Genomic DNA, 23,564 nt, shown 5'->3' with positions numbered 1-23,564 from the left:
AAAAGGAAGACGGCGGGGAGCAATCCCCGCCGTTTTTCTTTGTGTATTACCTAGTTTTCGCGCGGCCCCCCAGGCCAAGCGCCCCCCGCGACTACCGCGCCCGCACCACCAGCTTGACCTTCTGGCCTGGCGTGAGGGTATCGTTGCTGCCGAGGGCATTGAGCACCCGGAAGCGTTCTTCCTGCGCGCTGTCGTAGGCCATCCGCCGCGCGAGGCTCGCGATCGTGTCGCCGCGCGCCACGTTCACCACCTGCAATTTCTTGGGCACCACCGATCCGGCCTCGCTCGGCGTGATCCGGCGCATCGACTGGAACATCGGATTGAAGGTCGCCGCACGGCCCGCCGGGGCGATCGCGGTGAAGTGATAGGCCCGGTCGCGCGCGAATTCATAGGCGAACACCACCAGATCGACCTGGCTGCGCCCGTTGTTGACGCGCGCCACCCCGTAAACCGCCGGCAGACCGTTGACGGTCGTGCGCTCCAGCTGCTGCGGGGCGAGATTGCCGTTCTGGCCGCCCGCCGCAGCGAACTGCTGGCGCACATAGGTCTCGAGATTGCCGTTGTAGTTCGCCAGGGTCATCTGCGCCTGCGCGCCCTGCCCGTTGATGCTGACCGCGCGCGTCCCGTTGACCATGTAGAAGCCCTGGGGCGCGGTGAAGGCGAGACGCAGCTCGGGATGGGTGAAGGTGCTGCCCTCGATCAGCCCCTGCGCGGGATCGTCGCCATAGAGCAGTCCGTCGATCCGGGTGAGGAAGGTGTCGCGATTCGTTACACCGGCTGTGGCACCCCCGGCGGTGCGCGCCTTGGCCAGCGCGCTCTGCACGCGGCTCGCGGGATCGGGGTGGGTCGAGGCCCATTCGGGAACGCTGGCATTGCGTCCCTGAAGGCGCGCATCGAGCGCGTTCTGGGCGGCGAGACTCGCCAGCACCGTGCCCATCGCCCGCCGGTCATAGCCCGCACGGCCCAGATACATGATCCCCAGATCGTCGGCCTCGAGCTCCTGCTTGCGCGAGAACTTGAGGGTGAAGAGCTGCGACCCCTCGAGCGAGAGCTGCTGGCCGAGTCGCCCGAGCTCGCTGTTGCCGAACAGCACGCCAGAGAGAATCGCCCCGCCCAGCCCGAGCAGCGAGTTCTTCTGCGCCGCCTGCTGGCGCCGCTGCGAGTGCCGCGCGGCGACATGGCCGACCTCGTGCCCCAGCACAGCGGCCAGTTCCGCCTCGCTGTTCATCAGCGTCACCAGCTGACGGGTGGTGTAGATATAGCCGCCCGGCACGGCGAAGGCGTTGTGCACCGGCGAATTCAGCAGGCTGACCGTGAAGGCCTCGCGGGCATTGCCGAGTCCCGACTGGACCGCGATGTTCTTGCCCACCTGCTCGACATATTGCGCATGGGTGCCGCTCATCGCGCCGCCGAATTCCGCGAGGAATTGCGGGTGATACTGCGCGCCCATCTGGGCTTCCTGCGGCGTGATCGGCGACGAGGCCGAGGGCACCTGCGCCCCGGCGCCCATGCACCCGGCGAGCGTGATGCTTGCCGCGCCGAAAGCCAGCCACTTGCGTGAAATCCGTGCCATGTTCAGTCCTCGCTTGCGCCTTTTCAGGTCTTTCCCCAGCCTATCGGGAAAGCAGCGCGCGACAAGGGCTTGGCAAACGAAAGCTTAACCTGGGTTGGCCGCCCTAGCCCCCGATGGCGAGGAATCGTGCCTCGCGTGCGGCGACCAGCTGAGCGCCGTCCTGCCCTGCGAGCCTGTCCAGCTCCTCGGCGAGTGCCTCGCCGAGCATCCGCGCCGCGCCGACAGGATCGCGATGCGCGCCGCCGACCGGCTCCTTGACGATCCGGTCGATCACGTTGTCGCGCTTGAGATGCTGCGCCGTCACCTTCATCGCCTGCGCGGCCTCGGGTGCCTTTTCCGACGTGCGCCACAGGATCGAGGCGCAGCCTTCGGGCGAGATCACCGAATAGACCGCGTGTTCCATCATCAGCACCCGGTTGGCGCTGGCGAGCGCCACCGCGCCGCCCGATCCGCCCTCGCCGACAATCGCCGCAACCATCGGCACCTCGAGCGCAAGGCAGGCCTCGGTCGCGCGGGCGATGGCTTCGGCCTGACCGCGTTCCTCGGCCTCGATCCCCGGAAAGGCGCCCGAGGTGTCGACCAGCGTCACCACCGGCAGGCCGAATCGGCTCGCCATTTCCATCAGGCGGATCGCCTTGCGGTAGCCCTCGGGCTTGCCCATGCCGAAATTGTGCGCGATCCGGGTCTTGGTGTCGTGGCCCTTCTCGTGCCCGATCAGCATCACCCGCCGCCCATCCAGCCGCGCGAAGCCGCCCATGATCGCGAGATCGTCGGCATAGAGCCGGTCCCCGCCCAGCGGCATGAAATCGGTGAAGGCGTGCGCCACATAGTCGCGGAAATGCGGCCTTTGCGGATGCCGTGCGACCTGCGTCTTCTGCCACGGGGTGAGCGAGGCATAGGTGCTGGCGAGCAGTTCGGCGCTCTTGGCCTCGAGCCGGGCGATCTCGCTCTCCACGTCCACATCGTGCAGCGCGTTGACGCTGCGCAACTGGGTGATGCGCTCCTCGAGCGCGGCGACCGGCTTCTCGAAATCGAGATAGGAAATCATCGGGCGGCGCTAGTCCGATGTTGCCCTGCTTGCAAGCGGGTGGCGGGAATTGACGAGGGCAACCAGCCGCGCGGCATCGACATGGGTGTAGATCTGCGTGGTGGCGATGTCGGCATGGCCGAGCAGGGTCTGGAGCACGCGCAGGTCCGCCCCGCCCTCGAGCAGGTGGGTTGCAAAGGCGTGGCGCAGCACGTGGGGGCTGATCCCGGCAGGGTCCAGCCCCGCCCTTGCCGCCAGCGCCTTCAGAAGCTGGAACAGGCGGACGCGGCTGAGATGGCCGCTCTTGCCCGACGGGAACAGGTAGCGCGAGGCAGGGGTCGCCGGGCGCAGCACCCGCCAGCGCCCCAGCGCCTCGAGCGCCCGCCCGCCGACCGGCACCAGCCGCGCCGAGCCGCCCTTACCGGTGACCGTGAGGAAGGGCGCATCGCGCGGCACGGCGGCCAGCGGCAGGCTGACGAGCTCGGTTGCGCGCAGGCCCGAGCCGTAGAGCAGCTCGATCAGGGCCAGCAGCCGCACCGCTCGCGGATCATCGCCCGCCGCCTCCGTCTCGGCGCGGGCGAAGAGGGCGGCGATCTGATCGTGCCCCATCACCTTGGGCAGCGGGCGGCGGGCCCGCGGCGCGGGCAGCGCGCCCGAAGGATCGTCCTGCCGCCAGCCCTCGTCGATCGCGAAGCCGAAGAACTGCCGCAGCGCCGATGCCTTGCGCGCGACGCTCGAAGGGGCAAGGTCCGCCCATTCCCCCGCCAGCGAGGCGACCGCATCGCGCGGCGCCGCGGCGAGATCGCCGATCGCCTCCTCGGCCTGTTCGAGATCGCGACGATAGGCGGCGAGCGTGTTGAGCGCCGCACCGCGCTCGGCGGCGAGCATGGCGAGGAACGCCTCTGTCGCCGCGGACATTACCCGCGTGCGACCGCCTCGGCGGCGATCATCCGGGCCTCGGCCTCCAGCCCCACGCGGGTCAGCGCGGCGGTGATGTGGTAGAGGTGCAGCGGGGTCATCTGCGACCAGCTCGTGCCCTGCATTCCCAGCCCCGCCAGCAGCACCACCAGCGCCGGATTGCCGACTTCGGCCGCGCGCGCGATGGCGCTTGTCCAGCGGGTCCGGCGCGCCAGATCGAAGTCGAGATCGCCGGCAAGCGAGGCGGCGTCGCCCGGATCGAGACGTCCCAGTCCGGCAAGGCCGGCGACGAGGAAGGCCGACTTGCGGCGGTCCTCGCTGGAATCCCCGCCGATGAAGCTCTGCACCGCACCCTGCCCCACGGCATCGCCGCGCGGGCTGGAAAGCGCGATCAGCGCCCAGCCGAGCGAGCCTTCCTCGACCACGCCGGCCCAGCGGCCCGCGTTGCGATCGAGCCCGGCGGCGAGCATGGCCGCGATCAGCTCGCCCGCCGCGGAGGCGTGATCGGCCGAGGGCGGGATCCGTGCCGCGGCATAGGCCGTCAGCACCCGCGCGCCGTAACCGTCCCCGCCGCCCAGGGCGGGCCCTGCCGACCACAGGCGCTCCATTGCGTCGATCCGCGCAGCGGGATCGGTGGCGAGGTAGGCCTCGCGCAGGGTGGCGGCATGGGTCTGCGGATCGCCGCTCGCGGCGGGATCGGCGTGGATCTCGGAATAGAGATCGACCATCGCATCGGCCGAGAGAATCCCCTCGCGCGCCGCGCGTCCGGCGAAAGGCGCGCGCTGGCGGGCGGGCAGCATCGGCAGCAGCGCGCCGGCGCGGGCATAGTAGGCGCCGCCCCTCGCCTTCAACGCTCCGTCGAGCAGGCCTTCGGGCAGGGGTTCGCCGAGCGCATTGGCAAGGCCGAAGCGCCAGGGGTTGAGATCATCGACGCCCTGCCATTCGATCTGCACCGCGCGCTGGCCGCGCCCCGCCGCTCCGGCGAAGCGGCGCGCCAGCAGCACGTCGATCCGCGGCGCGACCCCGCGGAACAGCGCCCGGTCGAGCTGCGAGGCAGCAAGCGCGGCCTCGCCCGCATAGGCATTGCAGATCGCCTGCCACAGCTGCCATTCCCCGTCCTCGCGGGCAGAGCCCTGGAGCCGCACGGCCGGGCAGGCGCCGGTAACGTCCCCGCCCGCGAGATAGGCGCCGAGCGCCTCCTGCGTGAGGGCGGGCGACCAGTTTGCCGTGTCGATATCCTGCACCACCGCGCGGGCGAGCGCGAACTCGCCCATCCGGTTCAGCACGCCGACGCGCAGGGCGGCGAATTCGATCGGGTCCATGCCGAGCGGCGCGGCAAGGCGGCTCGCCAGCGCGCGACGCAGGAGGATGTGGCCCCAGCGCGACACCATCGGCCCCTGCGTGCCGTTCAGCACCGCGCGCACGAGCTTGTCCGACTGGTTCGCCAGCGCCACCGGCGGCAGGCCGCCCTCGTCCGCCGCCAGCACGCCGACGCGGGTCAGCGCCCGCTGCGCGCCGGGCGGAATGTCGGACTTGGGCTTGAGGCCGAGCAGCTGGTCGAGCTCCTCGGTCGACATGTTCTCCAGCTCCGCAAGGCTCGGCAGGCGGGCGAGATCGTCGCGCGTGATGCTCGGCAGCGGCGGGAGGGACGAAGGATCGACCGGCACGCCCGGCGGAGGCAGAGCGATCGCGCCGCCGGGCGGCGGCGCGGTGCCCGGCACGGTGGCGGGTCCTGGCGCCGGTGTCGGTGCCGGGCGCGGGCTCGCGCTGGAGCGCGGACTGGGCGTCGGCGCTGGATCGTCGAAGCCGGGAGGCAGGAGCGATTCGGGCTTGCCCTGCGCGCCGGCGAGGCCCGCAAGCCCCGCTCCGCCGAGCGCACCCGCAAGGCCAAGCGCCAGCACGCTCGCGCCCCAGCCTGGCCGCCGCGCGCTCATTGCCCCTGCTCCGGCAGGGCCACATCCTCGGCGATCGGGCGCAGCGGCTCCTCGCCGCCGTCGACCCAGGCAAGCACGAGCAGACCCGCAACAACGAGCACGGCCACGGGCCACCAAGCCCGCACGGCGAGACGCGGCGGCGGGGCGGCCTCCTGAAGGGCGGTCGGGGAGAGACGCGGGGGTCGCGGGCTTCGCATATTGCGCGTGCCCTAGCCCATCTATAGGCCTTGCGGCAATGTCCGCCGCGCCCTCCGCCTCGCATCACAGCGATCTTGCCGCCATCGCCGCGCGCATCACGCGGCCGGTGGTGCTGGTCGGGCTGATGGGGGTCGGCAAGACGACTGTCGGGCGCAAGCTCGCGGGCCTGCTGAAGCGCGATTTCGTCGATGCCGACGAGGCCATCGTCGCCGCCGCCCAGCGGTCGATCCCCGAGATCTTCGAGACCTATGGCGAGGCCTATTTCCGCGACGGCGAGCGGCGCGTGATCGCCCGGCTGATCGAGGAAGGCCACGGCGTTATCGCCACCGGCGGCGGGGCTTTCGTCGATCCGCAGACCCGCGCCGCCGTGCTCGAAAAGGGCATCGCGGTGTGGATCGATTGCGACATCGACACGCTGGTCGAGCGCACCTCGCGCCGCGCCACCCGCCCGCTGCTCAAGCAGGGCGACCCGCGCACCATCCTGACCCGGCTGGCGGCAGAGCGCGCGCCCTTCTATGGGCAGGCGCATATCCGCGTCGTCAGCGAGACCGGCCCCCACGCCGACACCGCCCGCGCGATCATCGAGGCGATCGACAAATGGCTGTGATTTCCGTCGCGCTGGCCGGGCGCGCCTATGACGTGGTGATCGAGGAGGGGCTGCTCGAGCACCTCGCCGAGGCTGCCGCACCGTACCTCATGGGATACGGTCCGCAGCGCCCCGTGCCGTTCGTGGCCGACACCAACACTCACCGCCTGTTCGCCGCTCCGGTGGACGCGCATCTCGCCGCGCAGGGAATGGCGGCAGAGTGGTTCGTGGTCGAACCGGGCGAGGACGCCAAGAGCTGGGCCGTGCTCGAGCGCCTGTGCGACTGGCTGCTGGCGCTCGGCGTGACGCGGTCGGATCATGTCTTCGCGCTGGGCGGCGGGGTGGTGGGCGACCTCGTCGGATTTGCCTGTTCGGTGGTGAAGCGCGGGGTCGGTTTCGTGCAGCTGCCCACGACGCTGCTGGCGCAGGTGGATTCCTCGGTCGGCGGCAAGACCGCGATCAACACGCGCGCGGGCAAGAACCTGATCGGCGCCTTCCACCAGCCTTCGCTGGTGCTGATCGACCCGCGGGTGCTGGCGACCCTGCCGCCCCGCGAGATGCGCGCCGGCTATGCCGAGGTGCTGAAATACGGCCTGCTCGGCGATGCGGCCTTCTTCGCCTGGCTCGAAGCGAACGGCGACAAGGTGCTCGCGCGCGAGCCTGCCGCGCTCGAACACGCCATCGCCACCAGCATCGCGATGAAGGCGCGGATCGTCGCCGCCGACGAGCGCGAGACGCTGGATCAGCGCGCCCTGCTCAATCTCGGCCACACCTTCGGCCACGCGCTCGAGGCGGAAACGGGTTTCTCCGACCGGCTGCTCCACGGCGAGGCGGTGGCGATGGGCATGGTGCTGGCGGCGAAATACTCGACGCGCCGGGGTGCGATCTCGGCGGCGGATGCCGCGCGGGCCACGGCGGCCATCGCGGCGGCGGGCCTGCCCGCGCACCTGCCCGGTCTCGGCCTTGCCTGCGACGGCGCCGCGCTGGTCGATCACATGCGCCACGACAAGAAGGCGGAAGGGCGCACCCTGCCCTTCCTGCTGCTGCGCCGGCTGGGCGAGGCCCATGTCGCCCGCGATGTCGATCTGACCGACATCGCCGCTTTTCTGGACGAGGAACTCAAGGGATGACGCGCTTCATCGACCTCTCGATCCCGATCACCAACACCGTGGTCTCCGATCCCGAGGTGATGCGGCCCAAGGTCACCTACATGACCCACGAGACCACGTGGGAACAGATCGCGATGTTCTTTCCCGGCCTGAGGCGCGAGGACCTGCCGGACGGCGAAGGCTGGGCGGTCGAATTCGTCGAGCTCTCGACCCACAACGGCACTCACATGGACGCGCCGTGGCATTACCACTCGACCACGGATGCGGGCGCCCGCCCCGCCCCGAGCATCGACGAGGCCCCGCTCGACCGGTTCTTCCGCCCCGGCGTGAAGCTCGACTTCAGTCACCTCCCCCACGGCCATGTCGTCTCGGCAGCCGAAGTGGAGGCCGAGCTGGCGCGGATCGGCTACACGCTCGAGCCGCTCGATATCGTGCTGGTGCAATCGGGCGCGGTCTACGGCACCGAGGGCTTCACCGATCAGGGCGTCGGCCTGGGCGCGGAGGCAACCCTTTGGCTCACCGAGCAAGGCATCGAGGTGGTGGGCACAGACGCCTGGAGCTGGGACGCGCCCTTCAGCCACACCGCGAAACGCTGGGCCGAGACGCGCGATCCCGCGATCATCTGGGAGGGCCACAAGGCCGGGCGCATCCGGCCCTATTACCAGATCGAGAAGCTCGCCAATCTCGCCGCGCTGCCGCCGCACGGCTTCATGGTCAGCTGCTTCCCGGTGAAGATCGAGCGAGCGAGCGCGGGCTGGATCCGCGCGGTGGCGATGGTGGAGGAATAGGGGTGCGGATCGCGCTGGCCGACCTGGACGATCCGGAGGTCCGGGCGCTGATCGCCTACCACCAGCGCAACATGATCGAAGGCTCGCCGCCGGGACTGAGTTTCGCGCTCGACCTGTCCGGCCTCAAGACGCCGGGCGTGACGGTCTGGGCCGTGCATCTGGACGGTCGCGCCGCCGCGATCGGCGCGCTCAAGCGGATCGACGATGCGGCTTGCGAGCTCAAGTCGATGCGCACCCATCCCGATTTCCTGCGTCGGGGCTGTGCGGCGGCGCTGCTGGAGACGATCATCGACCATGCCCGCGCCGAAGGGTTCCGGGTGATGAGCCTCGAGACCGGCACCGGCCCTGCCTTCGGGCCGGCGCTGGCGCTCTACCGCAGGCGCGGCTTTGCCAATGGCCCTGCCTTCGCCGACTACACCCTGACCGACTTCAACCAGTGCCTGCACCTGCCGCTCGGGTGAGCGGCAGCGCGGCCCGGCCTCAGGCGACCGGGCGGCTCGGCAGCTTGGCGACGTTGCCGAGCGGATCGCCCTCGCGCGCCGCCTTCATCGCCGCCTCTTCCTCGAGCATCTTGTCATGCTCGGCGAACAGGCGTTCGATCTCGGCGCGACGTTCGAGCAGCATGTAGGCGATGCCCGGCGCAAGGCTCTCGCCCTCGCCGATCTGGCCGAGCAGGCCCGCCAGATCGCTCACCGTCGCATCCCGCGCGGTCTTGAAGAAATTGCCCTTCCGGTCGAAGAAACCGGTCCCTGTATGTGCCATGATCAAATCCTCCCACTGAGATTCAATCCCTCGCGCGGAGAATACCGCGACTCGGCAAGGACAGAGTTTCTCACGAAGCGCAGTGTAGGACAGAGGGGTCGGCAAATTTCCGTCGGAAATCATTAAACTGGCGCAAAACTACAACAAATTTTGGAAGAATCTTGCCGTGCGGCGCAGCTTTGCGCCGAGTTGACGCGGCTGGGCCATTCTCGCCGACTTGGTCAAGCGCGCCGAAAGCGTGCTCCCGGCGCGCGACAGTGCCGGATCGACCGGCACCGCCACAGTCAGCGCCGACAACGCCTGCGCCTATTCGAGCTCGAGGATCACCGCATCGACCGCGAGGCTTTCGCCCTCGGCGGCGTTGATCTTGGCGATCACGCCTTCCTTCTCGGCGCGCAGGATGTTCTCCATCTTCATCGCCTCGACCGTGGCGAGGGGCTGGCCGGGCTGCACCTTCTCGCCTTCGGCCACATGAAGCTTCACCAGCATCCCCGGCATCGGGCAGATGAGGAGGCGCGAGAGATCGGGCGGGACCTTCTCGAGCATCAGCGATTCGTGCCGTGCGAGGCGCTGCGGCAGGACCAGCGCGGTGTGCGCCGCGCCGCGCGTGGTGACCTTCCACTGGTTGCCGACGCGCTCGACGATCAGGCCGAAACGCTGTTCATCGCCCTCGCCCACCTTGCCGGTCGCTTCGGCCTGCACCATGCCGGGCTGCCAGTTGCAGGTGCCTTCGACCCGTACGCCATCGACCACCGCATGGCCCTCGCCGAGGGTCACATGAAAGCGCTCGTCGCCAAGTTTCACCAGCCATTTGCTGGTCACCGGCAACGGCCCGTCGAGCTGGCCGGAAATGCGGCGCGCACGGCTTTGCAGCGTGAACTCGTTGCCCGCGCATACCGCTGCCAGCAGGCGCTTGACCTCGTCCGAGGTCGCCGCGCCGTGGAAGCCTTCGGGATATTCCTCGGCGATGAAGCCCGTGGTCAGCTCGCCCGAGCGGAATCGCGGGTGCTGCATGATCGCGGAGAGGAAATCGACATTGTGGCCGAGGCCCTTGATGCGGAAATTGTCCAATGCCTCGATCTGCAAGTCCGCCGCCTCGTCGCGGGTCGGTGCCCAGGTGATCAGCTTGGCGATCATCGGGTCGTAGAAGCGCGAGACCTCGCCGCCCTCGTAGACGCCGTCATCGACGCGCACCGAGCCGGTGCCGCGCGCAACGCCCCGCCGGGGCTTGCCGGCGACCGTCTCGTCCTCGCTCCAGCCGGGGAGCGGGGGCGAGTAGTGCACCAGCCGTCCGGTAGAGGGCAGAAAGCCGCGATAGGGGTCCTCGGCATAGACGCGGTTCTCGATCGCCCAGCCGTCGATCCCGATGTCGTCCTGCGTCATGGCAAGCTTCTCGCCCGCCGCCACGCGGATCATCTGCTCGACGAGGTCGATCCCGGTGATCGCTTCAGTGACGGGGTGCTCGACCTGAAGCCGGGTGTTCATCTCGAGGAAGTAGAAGCTCTCGCCCGTCGGGTCCGCGCCCGAGACGATCAGCTCGACCGTGCCCGCGCTGTAATACCCCACCGCGCGCGCGAGGGCGACGCATTGCTCGCCCATCGCCTTCCGCATCTTGGGCGTGACGAAAGGCGACGGCGCTTCCTCGACCACCTTCTGGTGGCGGCGCTGGATCGAGCATTCACGCTCGTTCAGGTAGAGGATGTTGCCGTGCTGGTCGCCGAGGATCTGGATCTCGATGTGGCGCGGGTTGAGGATGAACTTCTCGATGAAGACGCGGTCGTCGCCGAAGGAGTTCAGGCCCTCGCGCTTCACGCTTTCGAAGCCCTCGCGCACATCGGCCTCGGAATAGGCGAGGCGCATCCCCTTGCCCCCGCCGCCGGCGCTGGCCTTCATCATCACCGGGTAGCCGATCTCGTTCGAGATGCGCACCGCGTGCTCGGTATCCTCGATCTCGCCGACAAAGCCTGGGACGACATTGACGCCCGCCTCTTTCGCCAGCTTCTTGGATTCGATCTTGTCGCCCATTGCGGCAATCGCGCCCACGGGAGGCCCGATGAAGGCGATGCCTTCCTTCGCCAGCGCCTCGGCAAAGGAGGTGCGTTCCGACAGGAAGCCGTAGCCCGGATGCACCGCCTCGGCCCCGGTCTGCTTGCAGGCGGCGATGATCTTGTCCGCGACCAGGTAGCTCTCGGCCGCAGGCGAAGGGCCGATATGCACCGCCTCGTCCGCCATCGCCACGAAGGGCGCGCGGGCGTCAGCGTCGGAATAGACCGCGACGGTCTTGATCCCCATTTTGCGGGCCGTGGTGATGACCCGGCAGGCGATCTCGCCGCGGTTGGCAATCAGGATTTTCGAGAACAAGGGCGGTGAACCTCTCTCCAGGGGGTGCCGTTACGGCCGAGGGCTATGCCGAGGGTTTCGCCGGCAGGCAAGCTAGCGGATTTGCGCTCTCAGCCCGGCACCTCGACCAGTTCCTTCAGCTCGGCGGTGCGCAGGCGGGTGAGGCGCGTCTTGCAGGTCGCGGCGAGGAAGGGCTCTAGGCTCCCCATGCGCGCCGTGTAGCCGTCCACCCGGCAATGCGCGTCGCGATAGCGCAGCCAGCCGCGCTGGCCTTCGAGCAGGCTCCTGAAGAAGCCCGGGCGCTTGTCGGACGAGCCGAGTTCGGCCCATTCGGCATCGCGCTTCTTCATCACCTCGGCGGTGATCGCCCACTGGGCGTTGAGCGCGGCATCGGCGGCCTCGTAATCCTGCCCGGCGCACCAGTTCATTTCGGCCTGCACCTGCGGGTCGGCGCAATTCCATTCGGGCACGGGCGGCTGCGCGGACTGGGCGAGCAGCGGGAGGATCAGCGTGGCGATCATGCGGCGTTCCTTTCGGCGTAGGCGATCAGGCTGGCAGCATAGGCGGGCGCGCCCCTGCGGTCACCCTCGCCGCTCACAAGGGTCTGCACCGCCTTTCCCAGCATGGCGATATTGGCGGCGGCAAGGCTGCCGAGCGGCTCGACATAGATGCCGATGGTGAAGAGGATCGCGCCGGTCTGCGGCAAGCGGCGCAGGGTCTGGCGTTCCGAGCGCACGAACAGGGTCTCGCCTGCGTTCTCCGGCGTGACATGGGCGAAGGCCTCGTGCGGGGGCCGGTCGGGGAGCCAGCGACGCTCACCGGTGGCCGCGATGAACCAGTTGCAGCGGCCATAGATGAGGCCGGGCCGAAGCGTCTCCATGAAGCGGTCGACCCCGGAGGCGAGCTGCTCCTCATAGCCTGCAATCGGGGCGTGAAGCGCACGCAGGGGCAGGCCGATCTTGTCCGCGGGGTGCCAGTCAGAGGGCCACGCCACCGCCGCGCCGATCAGGCGATAGACCTCCTCGCCTTCGCGCTTCGTCAGCAGGCACAGGTCCTCGTGGACCGCCAGCGCCGCCTCGGGGAGCGCGCCGGGGGCGCCGAGCATGGCGGCAAGTTCGCGGCCCGGCAGGCCGACCTCGGGGGTGAGCTGCACGCCCTCGGGCCAGTCGGCGAACCCGGCGGCACGGGCGGCAAGGTCAGGCTCTGGCTGGAGCCAGTCACGCTCCTCGAGCTTGACCAGCCCCATCCGAAGTTGCCCGCCCCCGCGTGCCTTGGGCAGCAGGCTATCGACGGAGAAGCCGAGGGTCATTTGGTCCGCCCCACTTCGTGCTGAGCTTGTCGAAGCACCGTTCTTCTTCCTTCTCAACGTCTACTGGAAGAAAAGCGGCCCTTCGACAAGCTCAGGGCGAACGGCTTGCGGCGTTACCCTCCCCGCCGCTCGCACCTCAGCGTGAAGCCGTAGTCATCCAGATAGTCGACCCCGGTCGGCAGCAGATATTGCAGCGCCTCGGGCAACAGGCCGTGCAAGGCCGTGGCGTGGCGCAGCTCCTTGCGGCGGTCGGAGAAGCAGTAGGGCTGCGAGGGCGGCAGGGTGGCGAGCAGCCGCATCATCCCTGTCTCGGTCGCCCCGCCCTCGTCGGCAAGGCTGAGGTATAGCGGCGGGCGCTTGCCCTCGCCCGGCGCGCGGCGGCTCAGCGCCTCGCTATCCCATTGCAGGCTGGGCGAAATCGCGGCGTAACCGGCGAACAGGCCGGGTGCGCTCACCCAGGTCTCGACCACGAAATGCCCCGCCGCGCTTTCGCCGACGAGGAAGGCGGTGCCATCGTGGCGATAGCGGGCTTCGATCAGCGGCTTGACGGTCCCGGCAATCCACGCCCGGAATGCCGCGCTCTCGCCCGCCGTGGGCCAGCGCGTGCGTTCGGCGGCATCGCCGGTGGGTGGGAGCAGCTCGCGCTGGCGGTCCTTCGTCTCGATCCCGACGATGATCGCGTTCGCGCTGCGGCCCCAGATCGTGTTCCAGCGCTCGAGCCCCGCGCCCATCATGAGGTCCTGCGTCACGCCGCCATCGAGCAGGTAGACCACCGGCCACTGCTTGTCGGGTTCCTCGGCATACCCGATCGGCAGGACGATATTGACCTGCCGCTCCGCGCCAATGGCTTCCACTGTCACCGTCTCGCCGATAGTCAGCGGTTGCGGCTCCGGCAGCGGCGCGGGTGCCATTGCGAGCGCGGCGGCAGCGATCATGTTGAACAGCATCAGCTAATGACCCGTTCGTGCTGAGCTTGTCGAAGCACCGTCCTTCTCCTTTGCGGCTTCAGACTGAAAGAACGACAGCCCTTCGACAAGCTCAGGGCGAACGGAAGGTTATGCCGCCACCACCGACTTGCAGGCCCGCGCGGGCTCCTCGCCCTTCAGTGCGGTGAGGCCGAGCTTGGCGAACAGCGCGCCGTCCTTGTCGTCGCCCGCATTGGGCGCGGTCAGCAGCTTGTCGCCGGTGAAGATCGAATTCGCGCCCGCGAGGAAACACAGGGCGTGCGTCGCTTCGCTCATCGACTCGCGCCCCGCCGAGAGCCGCACCATCGAGCGCGGCATGGTGATGCGCGCGACCCCGACGGTGCGGACGAACTCGATATCGTCGATCTTGGCGAGCGGGGTATCGGCGAGCATGTTGCCGAGCACCGTGCCTTTGACCGGCACCAGCGCGTTGACCGGCACGCTTTCGGGATGCTGCAGCAGGGTGGCGAGGGTGTGGATGAACCCCACCCGATCCTCGCGCGTCTCGCCCATGCCGACGATGCCGCCGGAGCACACGTTTATCCCGGCCTTGCGGACGTGGTCGAGCGTATCGAGCCGGCACTGGAAGTCGCGGGTGGAGATGACGCGCTCGTAATATTCGGGCGAGCTGTCGATATTGTGGTTGTAGTAGTCGAGCCCCGCCTCGGCCAGCATCTCGGCCTGATGCGGCTCGAGCATCCCCAGCGTCATGCAGGTCTCGAGGCCCATGGCCCGCACGCCCTTCACGATCTCCACGATCGCGGGCATGTCGCGGTCCTTGGGATTGCGCCACGCGGCGCCCATGCAGAAGCGCTGGGAGCCCGCATCCTTCGCCTGCGCCGCGCGCTGGAGCACGGCCTGCACGTCCATCAGCTTGGTGGCTTCCACGCCCGAATCAGCGTGCACTGACTGCGAGCAATAGCCGCAATCCTCCGGGCACCCGCCGGTCTTGATGCTCAGCAGGGTGCACAGCTGGACTTCGGTCGCGGGGTGGTAGGCGCGGTGGACGCTGGCGGCCTGGAACAGCAGCTCGGTGAACGGCAGGTCGAAGAGCGCGGCGATTTCGGCGCGGGTCCAGTCGGTGCGGGGGTTGGTCAATTTCTGTCTCGCATGAAGTGTCGGATCATGAGTGCACCGCCCATAAGCACTGCCAGCGGCACGCCATAGAACAAAATCGCGCGGCCCGTTTCGCTGATGCAATCGCCGTCAGAGACACAATCCCCGAGCGCCGCGCCCCCCATGGCGGTGAGCGAAATGATGCCGCCCAGCACGGCGTAGAGCGCGCAGCCCGCTTTCTGAGGATTTGTCAGGCCGGGTCTAGAGCTGAAACTCACGCCGCCTCCTTCGTCATTGCGAGGAGCCGCAGGCGACGCGGCAATCCAGCGACTGCCGTTTCCTCGCGGCGCGATGTCAGAACCTGGATTGCTTCGCTTCGCTCGCCATGACGAGGGAGTAGCCTCTACTCCGCCGCCTCGTCCAGCCCTTCGCCCAGCGGCGGCATGTTGTGGCCGAGCAGCACCAGAATATCCGCAGCGCATTCGACCACATTCGAGCCCGGCCCATAGATGCCCTGCACCCCGGCCTCGCGCAGGAAGTCGTAGTCTTGCGGGGGGATGACGCCGCCGGCGGTGACCTTGATGTCGCCGCGGCCGGCTTCACGGAGGAGCCGGATCAGCTCGGGGATCAGGGTCTTGTGGCCCGCAGCGAGGCTCGATGCACCGACCACGTCGACGTCGTGTTCCAGCGCCATCGTGGCGCTTTCCTGCGGGGTCTGGAACAGCGGGCCCGAGATCACCTCGAAGCCCATGTCACCGAACGCAGACGCGATCACGTTCGCGCCGCGGTCGTGGCCGTCCTGGCCCATCTTGGCGATCATGATCTTCGGCTTGCGGCCGAGGCGGCGGCCCACGGCCTCGACCCCGTCCACCACCTGCGCCCAGCGGCGGTCGAATTCGTAGGCGCTCTTGTAGACGCCCGTGACCGGCGCGGGAGTCGCGTCGTGACGGCCGAAGACCTCTTCCATCGCCGAGGAGATTTCGCCCAGCGTCGCATCGTGACGCGCGGCCTCGACCGCGAGTGCGAGCAGGTTCGCGCCGGTCTTGCAGCCTTCCGTCAGCGCCGCCAGCGCCGCGCGGCAGGCGGCCTCGTCGCGGCCTTCGCGCACCTTGGCGATGCGGGCGATCTGCCCGGCGCGCACCTTCTGGTTGTCGACCTCAAGGGTCTCGAGCGCGTCTTCCTGTTCCTTGCGGTACTTGTTGACGCCGACGATGACGGTTTCGCCCTTGTCGACCTTGGTCTGCTTTTCCGCCGCCGCGCGCTCGATCGCGGCCTTGGGCGCGCCGGTGGCGACGAAGGCGGTCATGCCGCCCGCCGCGTCGACCTCCTCGATCAGCTTCCATGCCTCGTCAACGAGGGTGGAGGTAAGCGCCTCGACATAGTGCGAGCCGCCGAGCGGATCGACGACGCTCGTGATCCCGCTTTCCTCCTGCAGCACCAGCTGGGTGTTGCGGGCGATGCGGGCGGAGAAGTCGGTCGGCAGTGCAATCGCCTCGTCGAGCGCATTGGTGTGGAGCGACTGCGTGCCGCCCAGCACCGCCGCCATCGCCTCGACCGTGGTGCGGATGACGTTGTTGTAGGGGTCCTGCTCCTGCAAGCTGACGCCGGAGGTCTGGCAGTGGGTGCGCAGCATCTTGGAGCGTTCGTCCTTCGCGCCCAGCCCGTCCATGACCCGCCACCACAGGGTGCGCGCGGCGCGCAGCTTGGCGATCTCCATGAAGAAGTTCATGCCGATGCCGAAGAAGAAGCTGAGGCGCCCGGCGAAGGCGTCGATGTCCAGCCCCGCGTTCATCGCCCGCTGGGCGTATTCCTTGCCGTCGGCGATGGTGAAGGCCAGTTCCTGCACCGCCGTCGCCCCGGCCTCGTGCATGTGATAGCCCGAGATCGAAATCGAGTTGAATTTCGGCATGTTGGCCGAGGTATATGCGATGATGTCCGAGATGATCCGCATACTCGGCTCGGGCGGGTAGATATAGGTGTTGCGGACCATGAACTCCTTGAGAATGTCGTTCTGGATCGTGCCGTCGAGCTTGTCCTGGCTCACCCCCTGACGTTCCGCCGCGACGATGAAGAAGGCCAGCACCGGGATCACCGCGCCGTTCATCGTCATCGAAACGGACATGGAATCGAGCGGGATCTGGTCGAACAGGATCTCCATGTCCGCGACCGTGTCGATCGCCACCCCCGCCTTGCCGACGTCGCCGACCACGCGCGGGTGATCGGAATCGTATCCGCGGTGGGTGGCAAGGTCGAAGGCGACCGACAGCCCCTTCTGCCCCATCGCCAGATTGCGGCGGTAGAAGGCGTTCGATTCCTCTGCGGTCGAAAAGCCCGCATATTGCCGGATCGTCCACGGACGGCCCGCATACATCGACGCCTTCACCCCGCGCGTGAAGGGCGCGAAGCCGGGGAGGCCGGGATCGAAGCCCGCGTGATCTTCCGCCGTGTAGAGCGGCTTGATCGCGAAGCCTTCCGGCGTGTGCCAGGTGAGGTCGCGGCCCTTCACTTCCTTGGCGGCTAGGGCGTTCCAGTCGGAGAGGGTCGGTTTGTCGGTCATGTCTCAATCACATCCGTTCGTGTCGAGCGAAGTCGAGACACCGCTCCCGGGTATCTCGACTGCGCACTGCGTGCTCCGCTCGATAGGAACGGAGATGGGCGCGATTAGTGCCCCTTGAACTCGGCCTTGCGCTTCTGGAGGAAGGCCATGCCGCCCTCCATCGCGTCCTTGGTCGCGCCCGCGATGCGCTGGCCCTCGGCCTCGGCGAGCAGCACCATCTGGAGGTTCTGGTCCAATGCGACCGCGATGTTGCGCTTCATCGTGGCGTAGGCGACGGTCGGCCCGTTGGCGAGCTTCTCGGCCAGCGCGCGGGCCTCGGTCATCAGGTCGGCATCCTCGACGCACTTGTAGACGAGGCCCCATTCCTCGGCCTGTTCGCCCGAGATCTTTTCGCCCAGCATCATCATCCGCGTGGCGCGGGCGCGGCCGATGGCGCGCGCGAGCAGCCAGGTCGAGCCGCCGTCGGGCACAAGGCCGATATTGACGAAGGCCTGGAGGAAGTATGCGCTCTTCGCCGCGATGGTGAAGTCCGCCGCGAGGGCAAGCGAGCAGCCCACGCCCGCCGCCGGGCCATTGACCGCGCAGATCACCGGCACCTGCGCGCGGATCAGCTGGCTGATCGCGGGGTTGTAGTGGTTGATCAGCGCCTCGTGGCTGCCGCCCTTCCCGCCGAGTGCCGAGCCCGAGCCGCGCGCCGAAAGGTCCGCGCCCGAGCAGAAGCCCTTGCCCTCGCCGGTGATCAGCACCGCGCGCGCATCGCCGAGATCGTAGAACGCCTGCCCTAGCTCGTCCGCCATCTGCGGCGGCATGGCATTGAGCCGCTCGGGGCGGTTGAGGGTGATGGTGAGCAGCGGGCCTTCGCGGTCGACGCGGATGGTTTCGTAGGACATTCTTCCAACAACTCCCGTTCGCCCTGAGCCTGTCGAAGGGGTGTTCTTCCTTCGTGGCTTCGGGCTTGAAGAAAAGTGCGGGGCTTCGACAAGCTCAGCCCGAACGGTTCAAAATCAATTCGACCAGTGGGTGCCCTCTTTGGGCGTCTCCATGATCTCGGTAAGCATGCCGCCCATGTCCTTGGGATGGACGAAAAAGATAGGGGTGCCGTGCGCGCCGATGCGCGTCGGGCCGAGGATGCGCTTGCCCATCGCCTCGAACTCGCTGCGCGCCTCGGCGATATCGGGCACCTCGAAGCACAGGTGATGCTGCCCGCCCAAGGGGTTCTTGGCGAGGAAGCCTGCCAGCGTGGAGTTTTCCCCCAGCGGCTCGATCAGCTCGATCTGGGTGCCGTTCATTGCCCCGTCCGCGCCGGGGGTGTCGACGAAGCAGACCTTCACGCCCTGCTCCTCAAGGTCGAAGGGCGTGTGGATCTTGGTCGCGCCCATCACGTCGCGGTAGAAAGTGATCGAGTCCGCGATGGAGGGCGTGGCGACCCCGATGTGGTTCAAGCGGCCGAGTTTCATTCCATTCCTCTCTCAATCGTCATTGCGAGGCGGCGCAGCCGCCGTGGCAATCCAGAGCTGTTCGCGCGGCGCTCTGGATTGCTTCGCTGCGCTCGCAATGACGGCCCTTCGGTCAATGTGCAATTTCCTCGAACCGGTCGTCCCAGGTAGGGTTGTTCGCTTCGATCAGCGCCAGCTTCGCTTTACGGCTTCCTGCCTTGATCTGCTTTTCCCGCGAGATCGCGCTCTCCATCGTGTCGTGCCGCTCGAACCAGACCAGCAATTTGCATCCGTATCGCTTGGTGAACCCTTCAACCGCTCCCTCACGGTGCTGCCACGCGCGCTTGGGCAGATCGGAGGTGACACCCACATAGATCGTTCCGTTCCGCTTGCTTGCCATGATGTAGACGCAGGGCAACTTCGTCATTGCGAGGAGCTGCAGGCGACGTGGCAATCCAGGGCCCCAAGCGAGTCACTCTGGATTGCTTCGCTACGCTCGCAATGACGAGAGGAGAGCATTAGATCACCTCATAACGGAATATTGTCATGCTTCTTCCAAGGGTTCTCCAACTGCTTCGTCCGCAGCTTCCTTAGCCCCAAAGCAATCCGCCGCCGGGTCGAGTGCGGGTGGATCACCTCGTCGATATAGCCGCGCTGGGCCGCCACGAAGGGGTTGGCGAAGCGGTCTTCGTATTCCTTCGTCCGCTCGGCGATCTTGGTGGGGTCGTCCTTTTCCTGCCGGAAGATGATCTCCACCGCGCCCTTGGCGCCCATCACCGCGATCTCGGCGGTGGGCCAGGCGTAGTTGAGGTCGCCCCTCAGGTGCTTGGAGGCCATCACGTCGTACGCCCCGCCATAGGCCTTGCGGGTGATGACGGTGATCTTGGGCACGGTCGCCTCGGCATAGGCGAAGAGCAGCTTCGCGCCGTGCTTGATGATCCCGCCCAGTTCCTGCGCCGTGCCGGGGAGGAAGCCGGGAACGTCGACGAAGGTGATGATCGGGATCTCGAAGGCATCGCAGAATCGCACGAAGCGCGCGGCCTTCTTCGAGGAATTGATGTCGAGCACGCCGGCGAGCACCATCGGCTGGTTCGCCACCACGCCCACGGTGCGGCCCTCGACGCGGCCGAAACCGCAGATGATGTTGCCCGCGTGGGCGGGCTGGATCTCGAAGAAATCGCCCTCGTCCAGCACCTTGGTGATGACCTCGTGCATGTCGTAGGGCTGGTTGGCGTTGTCGGGGATCAGCGTGTCGAGGCTGTTCTCCAGCCGGTCCCACGGGTCGCTGGTCGGCAGCGTCGGCCCTTCCTCGCGGTTCGACAGCGGCAGGAAGTCGAAGAAGCGGCGGGTCGCCAGCAGGGCCTCGACGTCGTTCTCGTAGGCGAGGTCGGCGACCGAGGTCTTGGTGGTGTGGGTGATCGCCCCGCCCAGTTCCTCCTGCGTCACGACCTCGTTGGTGACGGTCTTCACCACGTCGGGGCCGGTGACGAACATGTAGCTCGAATCCTTCACCATGAAGATGAAGTCGGTCATGGCGGGCGAGTACACCGCCCCGCCCGCGCATGGCCCCATGATGAGGCTGATCTGGGGGACGACGCCGGAGGCCAGCACGTTCCTCTGGAACACCTCGGCATAGCCACCCAGCGAAGCCACGCCCTCCTGGATGCGCGCGCCGCCCGAATCGTTGAGGCCGATCACCGGTGCGCCGACCTTCATCGCGGTGTCCATCACCTTGCAGATCTTCTCGGCGTGGCGCTTGGACAGCGAGCCGCCGAAGACGGTGAAATCCTGCGAGAAGACGTAGACCAGCCGCCCGTTGATCGTCCCGGACCCCGTCACCACCCCGTCACCCGGGATGCGCTGGGTCTCCATGCCGAAGTCGATGCAGTCGTGTTCGACGTAGGTGTCGATTTCCTCGAAGCTGCCTTCGTCGAGCAGCACGTCGAGCCGCTCGCGCGCGGTGAGCTTGCCCTTGGCGTGCTGGGCCTCGATGCGCTTGATCCCGCCGCCGAGGCGGGCGGCTTCGCGGCGGCGTTCCATTTCGGCGATGTTGGCGGACACGGGGGTTCCTCTCCTGTGGCTCTCTTGACCGGGTGCGTTGCCTTAGCGCGTCCCAAGCGTCAACGTGGCAAAAGTGGCGGTCGGCAGGAGGTGCGCGGGTGAAGATGGCGGATGTGGTGGTGGTCGGCGGAGGGATCGCGGGGCTTTCGGTCGCCGCGCGGATGGCGCCGGACGCACGGGTGACGGTGCTCGAGGGCGAAAGCGCGCCTGGATACCATGCCTCGGGCCGTTCGGTCGCCTTCGCGCATTATGGGCTCGGCGAAACGGTGGTGCGCACGCTGACCGCGCTCAGCATGGCCGAGTTGGCGGCGCATGGCAGCATCCACCCGGCCCTGCATATCGCCAGCGGGGAGCAACGCGCCGCGCTCGATGCGCTGGAGGAGGTGCATCGCCAATTCCGGTGCGATTACGCGCGGATCGGACCGCAGGAGGCGCGGGCGCTGATGCCGGCGCTCAGGCCCGAGGCCTGCTTGGCGGCGCTGGTCGATCACGGATCTCTCAAGCTCGATACCAACGCCATGCTTCAGGCCCATGCGGCCGCGCTCAAGGCGGCGGGCGGAACGCTGGTGACCGGCGCGCGGGTAAGCGCGATTGCGCGCGAGGGCGATGGGTGGCGGGTGGATACCTCTGCCGGGGAATTCAGCGCGCCGATCCTCGTCAACGCGGCAGGCGCCTGGGCCGACGGGATAGCACGCATGGCAGGCGTCCGTCCGGTCGGCATCCAACCGCGCCGCCGAACCGTCATCAGCTTCGCCGCACCCGAGGGGGAGGATGTGCGGCGCTGGCCCTTCACCAAGACCGTCGGCGAGGGCTTCTACCTGCTGCCCGAGGGGCGCGGCGCGCTGCTCGCATCGTCGATGGACCAGACCCCGTCAGGCCCCTGCGATGCGGCCGCCGAGGAACTCGACATCGCCATCGCCGCCGACCGGGTGGAGCAGGCGACCACCCTCGCGATCCGCCGCATCGCGCATAGCTGGGCGGGTCTCAGGAGCTTCGCGCCGGACGAGGTGCCGGTGATCGGCCCTGCTGCCGGTGCGCCGCGTTTCGTGTGGTGCGCCGGGCAAGGTGGCGCGGGGTTCCAGACCGCGCCCGCACTTTCGCGCATCGCGGCGGCGGCGGCGCTGGGTCAGCCCTTCCCTGCGGATAGCGCGGCGGCGGGACTGTCGTTCGAGACCTTCGCCCCGGCGCGGTTCGGGGCCTAGAACCGCCGCATCACGCTGCGCGCCAGCGCGGGCGAGACCGAATAGACCGCGCGCAGCACCTTGACCATGCCGACATTGGCCTCGTCGTGCCCCTTCTCCAGCGCGGCGATGATCTGGCGGGCGCATTCCTCGGGCGGCAGCTTCTTCGTCTTGCGGTCGGCGGTCATCCGGGTGTCGACGACGGGGGGCAGCGCCTCGATCACGTGAATGTTCTCGTCCGCCAGCTGGGCGCGCAGGGCCATGGTGTAGCTGCGCAAACCCGCCTTGCTCGCGCAATAGACCGAGCTTGCGGTGTTGGGCGCGATGGCTAGGCCGCTCGTCACGTTGATGATCGCCGCCTCGGGGCGGGTGCGCAGACGCGGAAGCAGCGCGGTAATAAGCCGCACCGGCGCAGAGAGATTAGCGTAGAGACAACCGTCGGCGGCATCGGGATCGGGCATGCCGTTGCGGACATCGTGCGGCACGCCCAGCCCGGCATTGTTGATGAGGATGTCGATCACGCGGTCCCCGAGCGCCGCCACCAGCCCATCGACGCCCGCGGCGCTCGACAGCTCGGCGGCGAGGGTCTCGAAACCCTCCGCCTCCATCGCCGCCAGCCGCGCCGGATCGCGTCCGGTGAGGATCACCTTCGCGCCCTTGGCCTTCAGCTGGCGGGCAAGCTCGCGCCCGATGCCCGCGCTGCCCCCTGTCAGCAGCACATTCTTGCCGTTCACATCCATCAGACCTTCACCACTCCATGCGCGATCAGGCTCTCGCCGCAGTCCGCGATCGTGTCCTCGACGGGGCGCATCGTCCAGCCGAGCCGCTCCCGCGCGTGGCTCGCATCGACGTTGCGGACCTTGCCGATCTCGGTCCTGATACCCCGGACCTCGGCGTTGAACAGCGCGAGGACGTTGACCATCCAGTCGGGCATGGGCCGGGTCGGGGCCTTTCGCGCCTTCGCGCCCAGCCGCGCGCGCAATACGCCTGCGACCTCTAGCGCGCTGAGGAAGGGCCCCGCCCCCAGGAACCGCTCGCCCGCCAGCCCCGGGGTCTGCAGCGCCAGCACGTGAAGCGCGGCGATGTCGCGCACGTCGACGATGGGGAAGCCGAGGTTCGGCGCCATCGGCATCGCGCCCGAGAGCAATTGCTGCACCAGCTCGACCGAGGCCGAGAAGTCGCCGCTGTCGACCGGCCCCAGCACCATGCCTGGATTGACCGAGACGAATTCCAGCGCGCCGCCCTCTGCCGCCACCCAGTCGCGCGCGGCACGCTCGGCGATGGTCTTGGATTTGACGTAAGGATAGGCGTCGGGATGGTCGACATTGGTCCAGTGGCTCTCGTCGAAGGTGTAGGTGCCGCGGTCGACGCCATAGACCACCGCGGCGGTCGAGGAGGTCTGAACGAAGCGCGTAACGCCGGCATCGCGCGCAAAGCGCAGCGCCCTCAGCGTGCCCTCGCGCGCGGGAACGATCAGGTCGTCCTCGTGCTTGGGTGCCTGGGCAGGGATCGGCGAGGCGACGTGGGCAACATGGGTGCAGCCGGCCACCGCCTCGGCCCAGCCCTTGTCGGACATGAGTTCGGCCTCGAACAGCTTGAATGCATCCGCCGAAGGATTGCCGAGCCGCACCCGTAAGCCCGCTTCGCTCTTGGCGACATTGCGGACTGTGCCGTGCACCGTCCAGCCCTTCGCCAGCAACTGCCGGATCAGCTCCCCGGCGATGTAGCCGGTCGCCCCCGTCACCAGAACCGTGCCTGCCATGC

Annotated in this window: 24 protein-coding genes; 5 read left to right on the top strand and 19 right to left on the bottom strand. The window is 68.2% G+C overall.

The genetic code is table 11. The features are described 5' to 3' along the window. Window positions 1-91: 91 nt before the first annotated feature. From CBR61_RS09165 to CBR61_RS16800, 5 genes are all read right to left on the bottom strand, one after another. Window positions 92-1,573 carry a M48 family metalloprotease gene (locus tag CBR61_RS09165; protein ID WP_088914085.1) on the bottom strand — a complete coding sequence of 494 codons (1,482 nt, stop codon included), beginning with the start codon at window positions 1,571-1,573 and terminating at the stop codon, window positions 92-94. Between the two features lie 103 nt (window positions 1,574-1,676). Next, window positions 1,677-2,621, bottom strand: a complete 945-nt coding sequence (locus CBR61_RS09160) for an acetyl-CoA carboxylase carboxyltransferase subunit alpha (RefSeq protein ID WP_088914084.1) — start codon at window positions 2,619-2,621, stop codon at window positions 1,677-1,679. 9 nt (window positions 2,622-2,630) lie between these two features. Beyond that, window positions 2,631-3,518: a tyrosine recombinase gene (locus CBR61_RS09155; protein WP_088914083.1), complete on the bottom strand. Its 888-nt coding sequence runs from the start codon at window positions 3,516-3,518 to the stop codon at window positions 2,631-2,633. Beyond that, window positions 3,518-5,452, bottom strand: coding sequence for a hypothetical protein (locus tag CBR61_RS09150; protein ID WP_088914082.1), 1,935 nt, complete (start codon window positions 5,450-5,452; stop codon window positions 3,518-3,520). The genes CBR61_RS09155 and CBR61_RS09150 overlap by 1 nt, the downstream gene beginning before the upstream one ends. Beyond that, entirely contained in the window at window positions 5,449-5,649 is a 201-nt protein-coding gene (locus CBR61_RS16800; protein ID WP_157696547.1) for a hypothetical protein, read from the bottom strand. Before CBR61_RS16800 ends, CBR61_RS09150 begins: the two co-directional genes overlap by 4 nt. 38 nt (window positions 5,650-5,687) lie before the next feature. Here CBR61_RS16800 and CBR61_RS09145 point away from each other — a divergent pair, with 38 nt between their 5' ends. Genes CBR61_RS09145 through CBR61_RS09130 form a run of 4 tightly spaced genes read left to right on the top strand, consistent with a single transcriptional unit; the run spans window position 5,688 to window position 8,594 of the window. Continuing rightward, complete coding sequence (locus CBR61_RS09145; RefSeq protein ID WP_088914081.1) at window positions 5,688-6,257, top strand: shikimate kinase; 570 nt, start codon at window positions 5,688-5,690, stop codon at window positions 6,255-6,257. Beyond that, window positions 6,248-7,366, top strand: a complete 1,119-nt coding sequence (gene aroB / locus CBR61_RS09140) for a 3-dehydroquinate synthase (protein ID WP_088914080.1) — start codon at window positions 6,248-6,250, stop codon at window positions 7,364-7,366. The genes CBR61_RS09145 and aroB overlap by 10 nt, the downstream gene beginning before the upstream one ends. Continuing rightward, window positions 7,363-8,133, top strand: a complete 771-nt coding sequence (locus tag CBR61_RS09135; protein WP_088914079.1) for a cyclase family protein — start codon at window positions 7,363-7,365, stop codon at window positions 8,131-8,133. Before aroB ends, CBR61_RS09135 begins: the two co-directional genes overlap by 4 nt. 2 nt (window positions 8,134-8,135) lie before the next feature. Then, complete coding sequence (locus CBR61_RS09130; RefSeq protein WP_233996687.1) at window positions 8,136-8,594, top strand: GNAT family N-acetyltransferase; 459 nt, start codon at window positions 8,136-8,138, stop codon at window positions 8,592-8,594. 19 nt (window positions 8,595-8,613) lie between these two features. On the opposite strand, the gene CBR61_RS09125 is transcribed toward CBR61_RS09130, so the two are convergent. The 12 genes from CBR61_RS09125 to CBR61_RS09075 all read right to left on the bottom strand — a co-directional run bounded on the left by CBR61_RS09125 (window position 8,614) and on the right by CBR61_RS09075 (window position 20,619). After that, window positions 8,614-8,895 (bottom strand): hypothetical protein, encoded by a 282-nt coding sequence (locus tag CBR61_RS09125; RefSeq protein ID WP_088915552.1) that lies wholly within the window; start codon window positions 8,893-8,895, stop codon window positions 8,614-8,616. A 306-nt stretch (window positions 8,896-9,201) separates the two neighbouring features. Then, window positions 9,202-11,256 (bottom strand): acetyl-CoA carboxylase biotin carboxylase subunit, encoded by a 2,055-nt coding sequence (locus tag CBR61_RS09120; RefSeq protein WP_088914078.1) that lies wholly within the window; start codon window positions 11,254-11,256, stop codon window positions 9,202-9,204. 89 nt (window positions 11,257-11,345) lie between these two features. Next, on the bottom strand, window positions 11,346-11,756 hold the full coding sequence (locus CBR61_RS09115) for a lysozyme inhibitor LprI family protein (RefSeq protein ID WP_088914077.1): 411 nt from the start codon (window positions 11,754-11,756) through the stop codon (window positions 11,346-11,348). Next, window positions 11,753-12,544, bottom strand: coding sequence for a heme-dependent oxidative N-demethylase family protein (locus CBR61_RS09110; RefSeq protein ID WP_088914076.1), 792 nt, complete (start codon window positions 12,542-12,544; stop codon window positions 11,753-11,755). Before CBR61_RS09110 ends, CBR61_RS09115 begins: the two co-directional genes overlap by 4 nt. A 113-nt stretch (window positions 12,545-12,657) precedes the next feature. Next, window positions 12,658-13,491, bottom strand: a complete 834-nt coding sequence (locus tag CBR61_RS09105; protein WP_233996686.1) for an alpha/beta hydrolase — start codon at window positions 13,489-13,491, stop codon at window positions 12,658-12,660. A gap of 108 nt (window positions 13,492-13,599) precedes the next feature. Beyond that, window positions 13,600-14,607, bottom strand: coding sequence for a biotin synthase BioB (gene bioB / locus CBR61_RS09100; protein ID WP_088914075.1), 1,008 nt, complete (start codon window positions 14,605-14,607; stop codon window positions 13,600-13,602). After that, window positions 14,604-14,843 (bottom strand): hypothetical protein, encoded by a 240-nt coding sequence (locus tag CBR61_RS16795; protein WP_157696546.1) that lies wholly within the window; start codon window positions 14,841-14,843, stop codon window positions 14,604-14,606. Before CBR61_RS16795 ends, bioB begins: the two co-directional genes overlap by 4 nt. Window positions 14,844-14,968: 125 nt before the next feature. Next, the gene (gene scpA / locus CBR61_RS09095; protein ID WP_088914074.1) at window positions 14,969-17,122 is read right to left on the bottom strand and encodes a methylmalonyl-CoA mutase; all 2,154 of its coding nucleotides are present in this window, start codon (window positions 17,120-17,122) and stop codon (window positions 14,969-14,971) included. Between the two features lie 104 nt (window positions 17,123-17,226). Then, window positions 17,227-18,012 carry an enoyl-CoA hydratase-related protein gene (locus CBR61_RS09090; protein WP_088914073.1) on the bottom strand — a complete coding sequence of 262 codons (786 nt, stop codon included), beginning with the start codon at window positions 18,010-18,012 and terminating at the stop codon, window positions 17,227-17,229. A 114-nt stretch (window positions 18,013-18,126) separates the two neighbouring features. Beyond that, on the bottom strand, window positions 18,127-18,579 hold the full coding sequence (mce, locus tag CBR61_RS09085; RefSeq protein ID WP_088914072.1) for a methylmalonyl-CoA epimerase: 453 nt from the start codon (window positions 18,577-18,579) through the stop codon (window positions 18,127-18,129). A gap of 112 nt (window positions 18,580-18,691) precedes the next feature. After that, window positions 18,692-18,985 carry a GIY-YIG nuclease family protein gene (locus tag CBR61_RS09080; RefSeq protein ID WP_088914071.1) on the bottom strand — a complete coding sequence of 98 codons (294 nt, stop codon included), beginning with the start codon at window positions 18,983-18,985 and terminating at the stop codon, window positions 18,692-18,694. A 101-nt stretch (window positions 18,986-19,086) separates the two neighbouring features. Next, window positions 19,087-20,619: an acyl-CoA carboxylase subunit beta gene (locus tag CBR61_RS09075; protein ID WP_088914070.1), complete on the bottom strand. Its 1,533-nt coding sequence runs from the start codon at window positions 20,617-20,619 to the stop codon at window positions 19,087-19,089. A 104-nt stretch (window positions 20,620-20,723) separates the two neighbouring features. On the opposite strand from CBR61_RS09075, the gene CBR61_RS09070 reads away from it, so the two are divergent. After that, on the top strand, window positions 20,724-21,821 hold the full coding sequence (locus tag CBR61_RS09070) for an NAD(P)/FAD-dependent oxidoreductase (RefSeq protein WP_088915550.1): 1,098 nt from the start codon (window positions 20,724-20,726) through the stop codon (window positions 21,819-21,821). Here the strand turns inward: CBR61_RS09070 and CBR61_RS09065 are convergent. Beyond that, a complete protein-coding gene (locus tag CBR61_RS09065; protein WP_088914069.1) occupies window positions 21,818-22,540 on the bottom strand; it encodes an SDR family oxidoreductase in 723 nt (240 codons plus the stop codon). The genes CBR61_RS09070 and CBR61_RS09065 overlap by 4 nt on opposite strands. Next, window positions 22,540-23,562, bottom strand: coding sequence for an NAD-dependent epimerase/dehydratase family protein (locus CBR61_RS09060; protein WP_088914068.1), 1,023 nt, complete (start codon window positions 23,560-23,562; stop codon window positions 22,540-22,542). Before CBR61_RS09060 ends, CBR61_RS09065 begins: the two co-directional genes overlap by 1 nt. Window positions 23,563-23,564 lie beyond the last annotated feature (2 nt).

It is taken from the genome of Porphyrobacter sp. CACIAM 03H1, from assembly GCF_002215495.1.
Lineage (GTDB): Bacteria > Pseudomonadota > Alphaproteobacteria > Sphingomonadales > Sphingomonadaceae > Erythrobacter.
The sequence above is the reverse complement of the archived record's forward strand: the minus strand, read 5'-3'. Positions and strand labels throughout refer to the sequence as shown.

Bases quoted from the DNA above. Each gene is read 5' to 3' on its own strand.
- CBR61_RS09165 (WP_088914085.1), bottom strand. From the start codon at position 1,573: ATGGCACGGATTTCACGCAAGTGGCTGGCTTTCGGCGCGGCAAGCATC.
- scpA (WP_088914074.1), bottom strand. From the start codon at position 17,122: ATGACCGACAAACCGACCCTCTCCGACTGGAACGCCCTAGCCGCCAAG.
- CBR61_RS09125 (WP_088915552.1), bottom strand. From the start codon at position 8,895: ATGGCACATACAGGGACCGGTTTCTTCGACCGGAAGGGCAATTTCTTC.
- CBR61_RS09145 (WP_088914081.1), top strand. From the start codon at position 5,688: ATGTCCGCCGCGCCCTCCGCCTCGCATCACAGCGATCTTGCCGCCATC.
- mce (WP_088914072.1), bottom strand. From the start codon at position 18,579: ATGAAACTCGGCCGCTTGAACCACATCGGGGTCGCCACGCCCTCCATC.
- CBR61_RS09115 (WP_088914077.1), bottom strand. From the start codon at position 11,756: ATGATCGCCACGCTGATCCTCCCGCTGCTCGCCCAGTCCGCGCAGCCG.
- CBR61_RS09150 (WP_088914082.1), bottom strand. From the start codon at position 5,452: ATGAGCGCGCGGCGGCCAGGCTGGGGCGCGAGCGTGCTGGCGCTTGGC.
- CBR61_RS09160 (WP_088914084.1), bottom strand. From the start codon at position 2,621: ATGATTTCCTATCTCGATTTCGAGAAGCCGGTCGCCGCGCTCGAGGAG.
- CBR61_RS09155 (WP_088914083.1), bottom strand. From the start codon at position 3,518: ATGTCCGCGGCGACAGAGGCGTTCCTCGCCATGCTCGCCGCCGAGCGC.
- CBR61_RS09060 (WP_088914068.1), bottom strand. From the start codon at position 23,562: ATGGCAGGCACGGTTCTGGTGACGGGGGCGACCGGCTACATCGCCGGG.
- CBR61_RS09070 (WP_088915550.1), top strand. From the start codon at position 20,724: ATGGCGGATGTGGTGGTGGTCGGCGGAGGGATCGCGGGGCTTTCGGTC.
- CBR61_RS09065 (WP_088914069.1), bottom strand. From the start codon at position 22,540: ATGGATGTGAACGGCAAGAATGTGCTGCTGACAGGGGGCAGCGCGGGC.
- CBR61_RS09105 (WP_233996686.1), bottom strand. From the start codon at position 13,491: ATGCTGTTCAACATGATCGCTGCCGCCGCGCTCGCAATGGCACCCGCG.
- CBR61_RS09080 (WP_088914071.1), bottom strand. From the start codon at position 18,985: ATGACGAAGTTGCCCTGCGTCTACATCATGGCAAGCAAGCGGAACGGA.
- CBR61_RS09135 (WP_088914079.1), top strand. From the start codon at position 7,363: ATGACGCGCTTCATCGACCTCTCGATCCCGATCACCAACACCGTGGTC.
- aroB (WP_088914080.1), top strand. From the start codon at position 6,248: ATGGCTGTGATTTCCGTCGCGCTGGCCGGGCGCGCCTATGACGTGGTG.
- CBR61_RS16800 (WP_157696547.1), bottom strand. From the start codon at position 5,649: ATGCGAAGCCCGCGACCCCCGCGTCTCTCCCCGACCGCCCTTCAGGAG.
- CBR61_RS09090 (WP_088914073.1), bottom strand. From the start codon at position 18,012: ATGTCCTACGAAACCATCCGCGTCGACCGCGAAGGCCCGCTGCTCACC.
- CBR61_RS09110 (WP_088914076.1), bottom strand. From the start codon at position 12,544: ATGACCCTCGGCTTCTCCGTCGATAGCCTGCTGCCCAAGGCACGCGGG.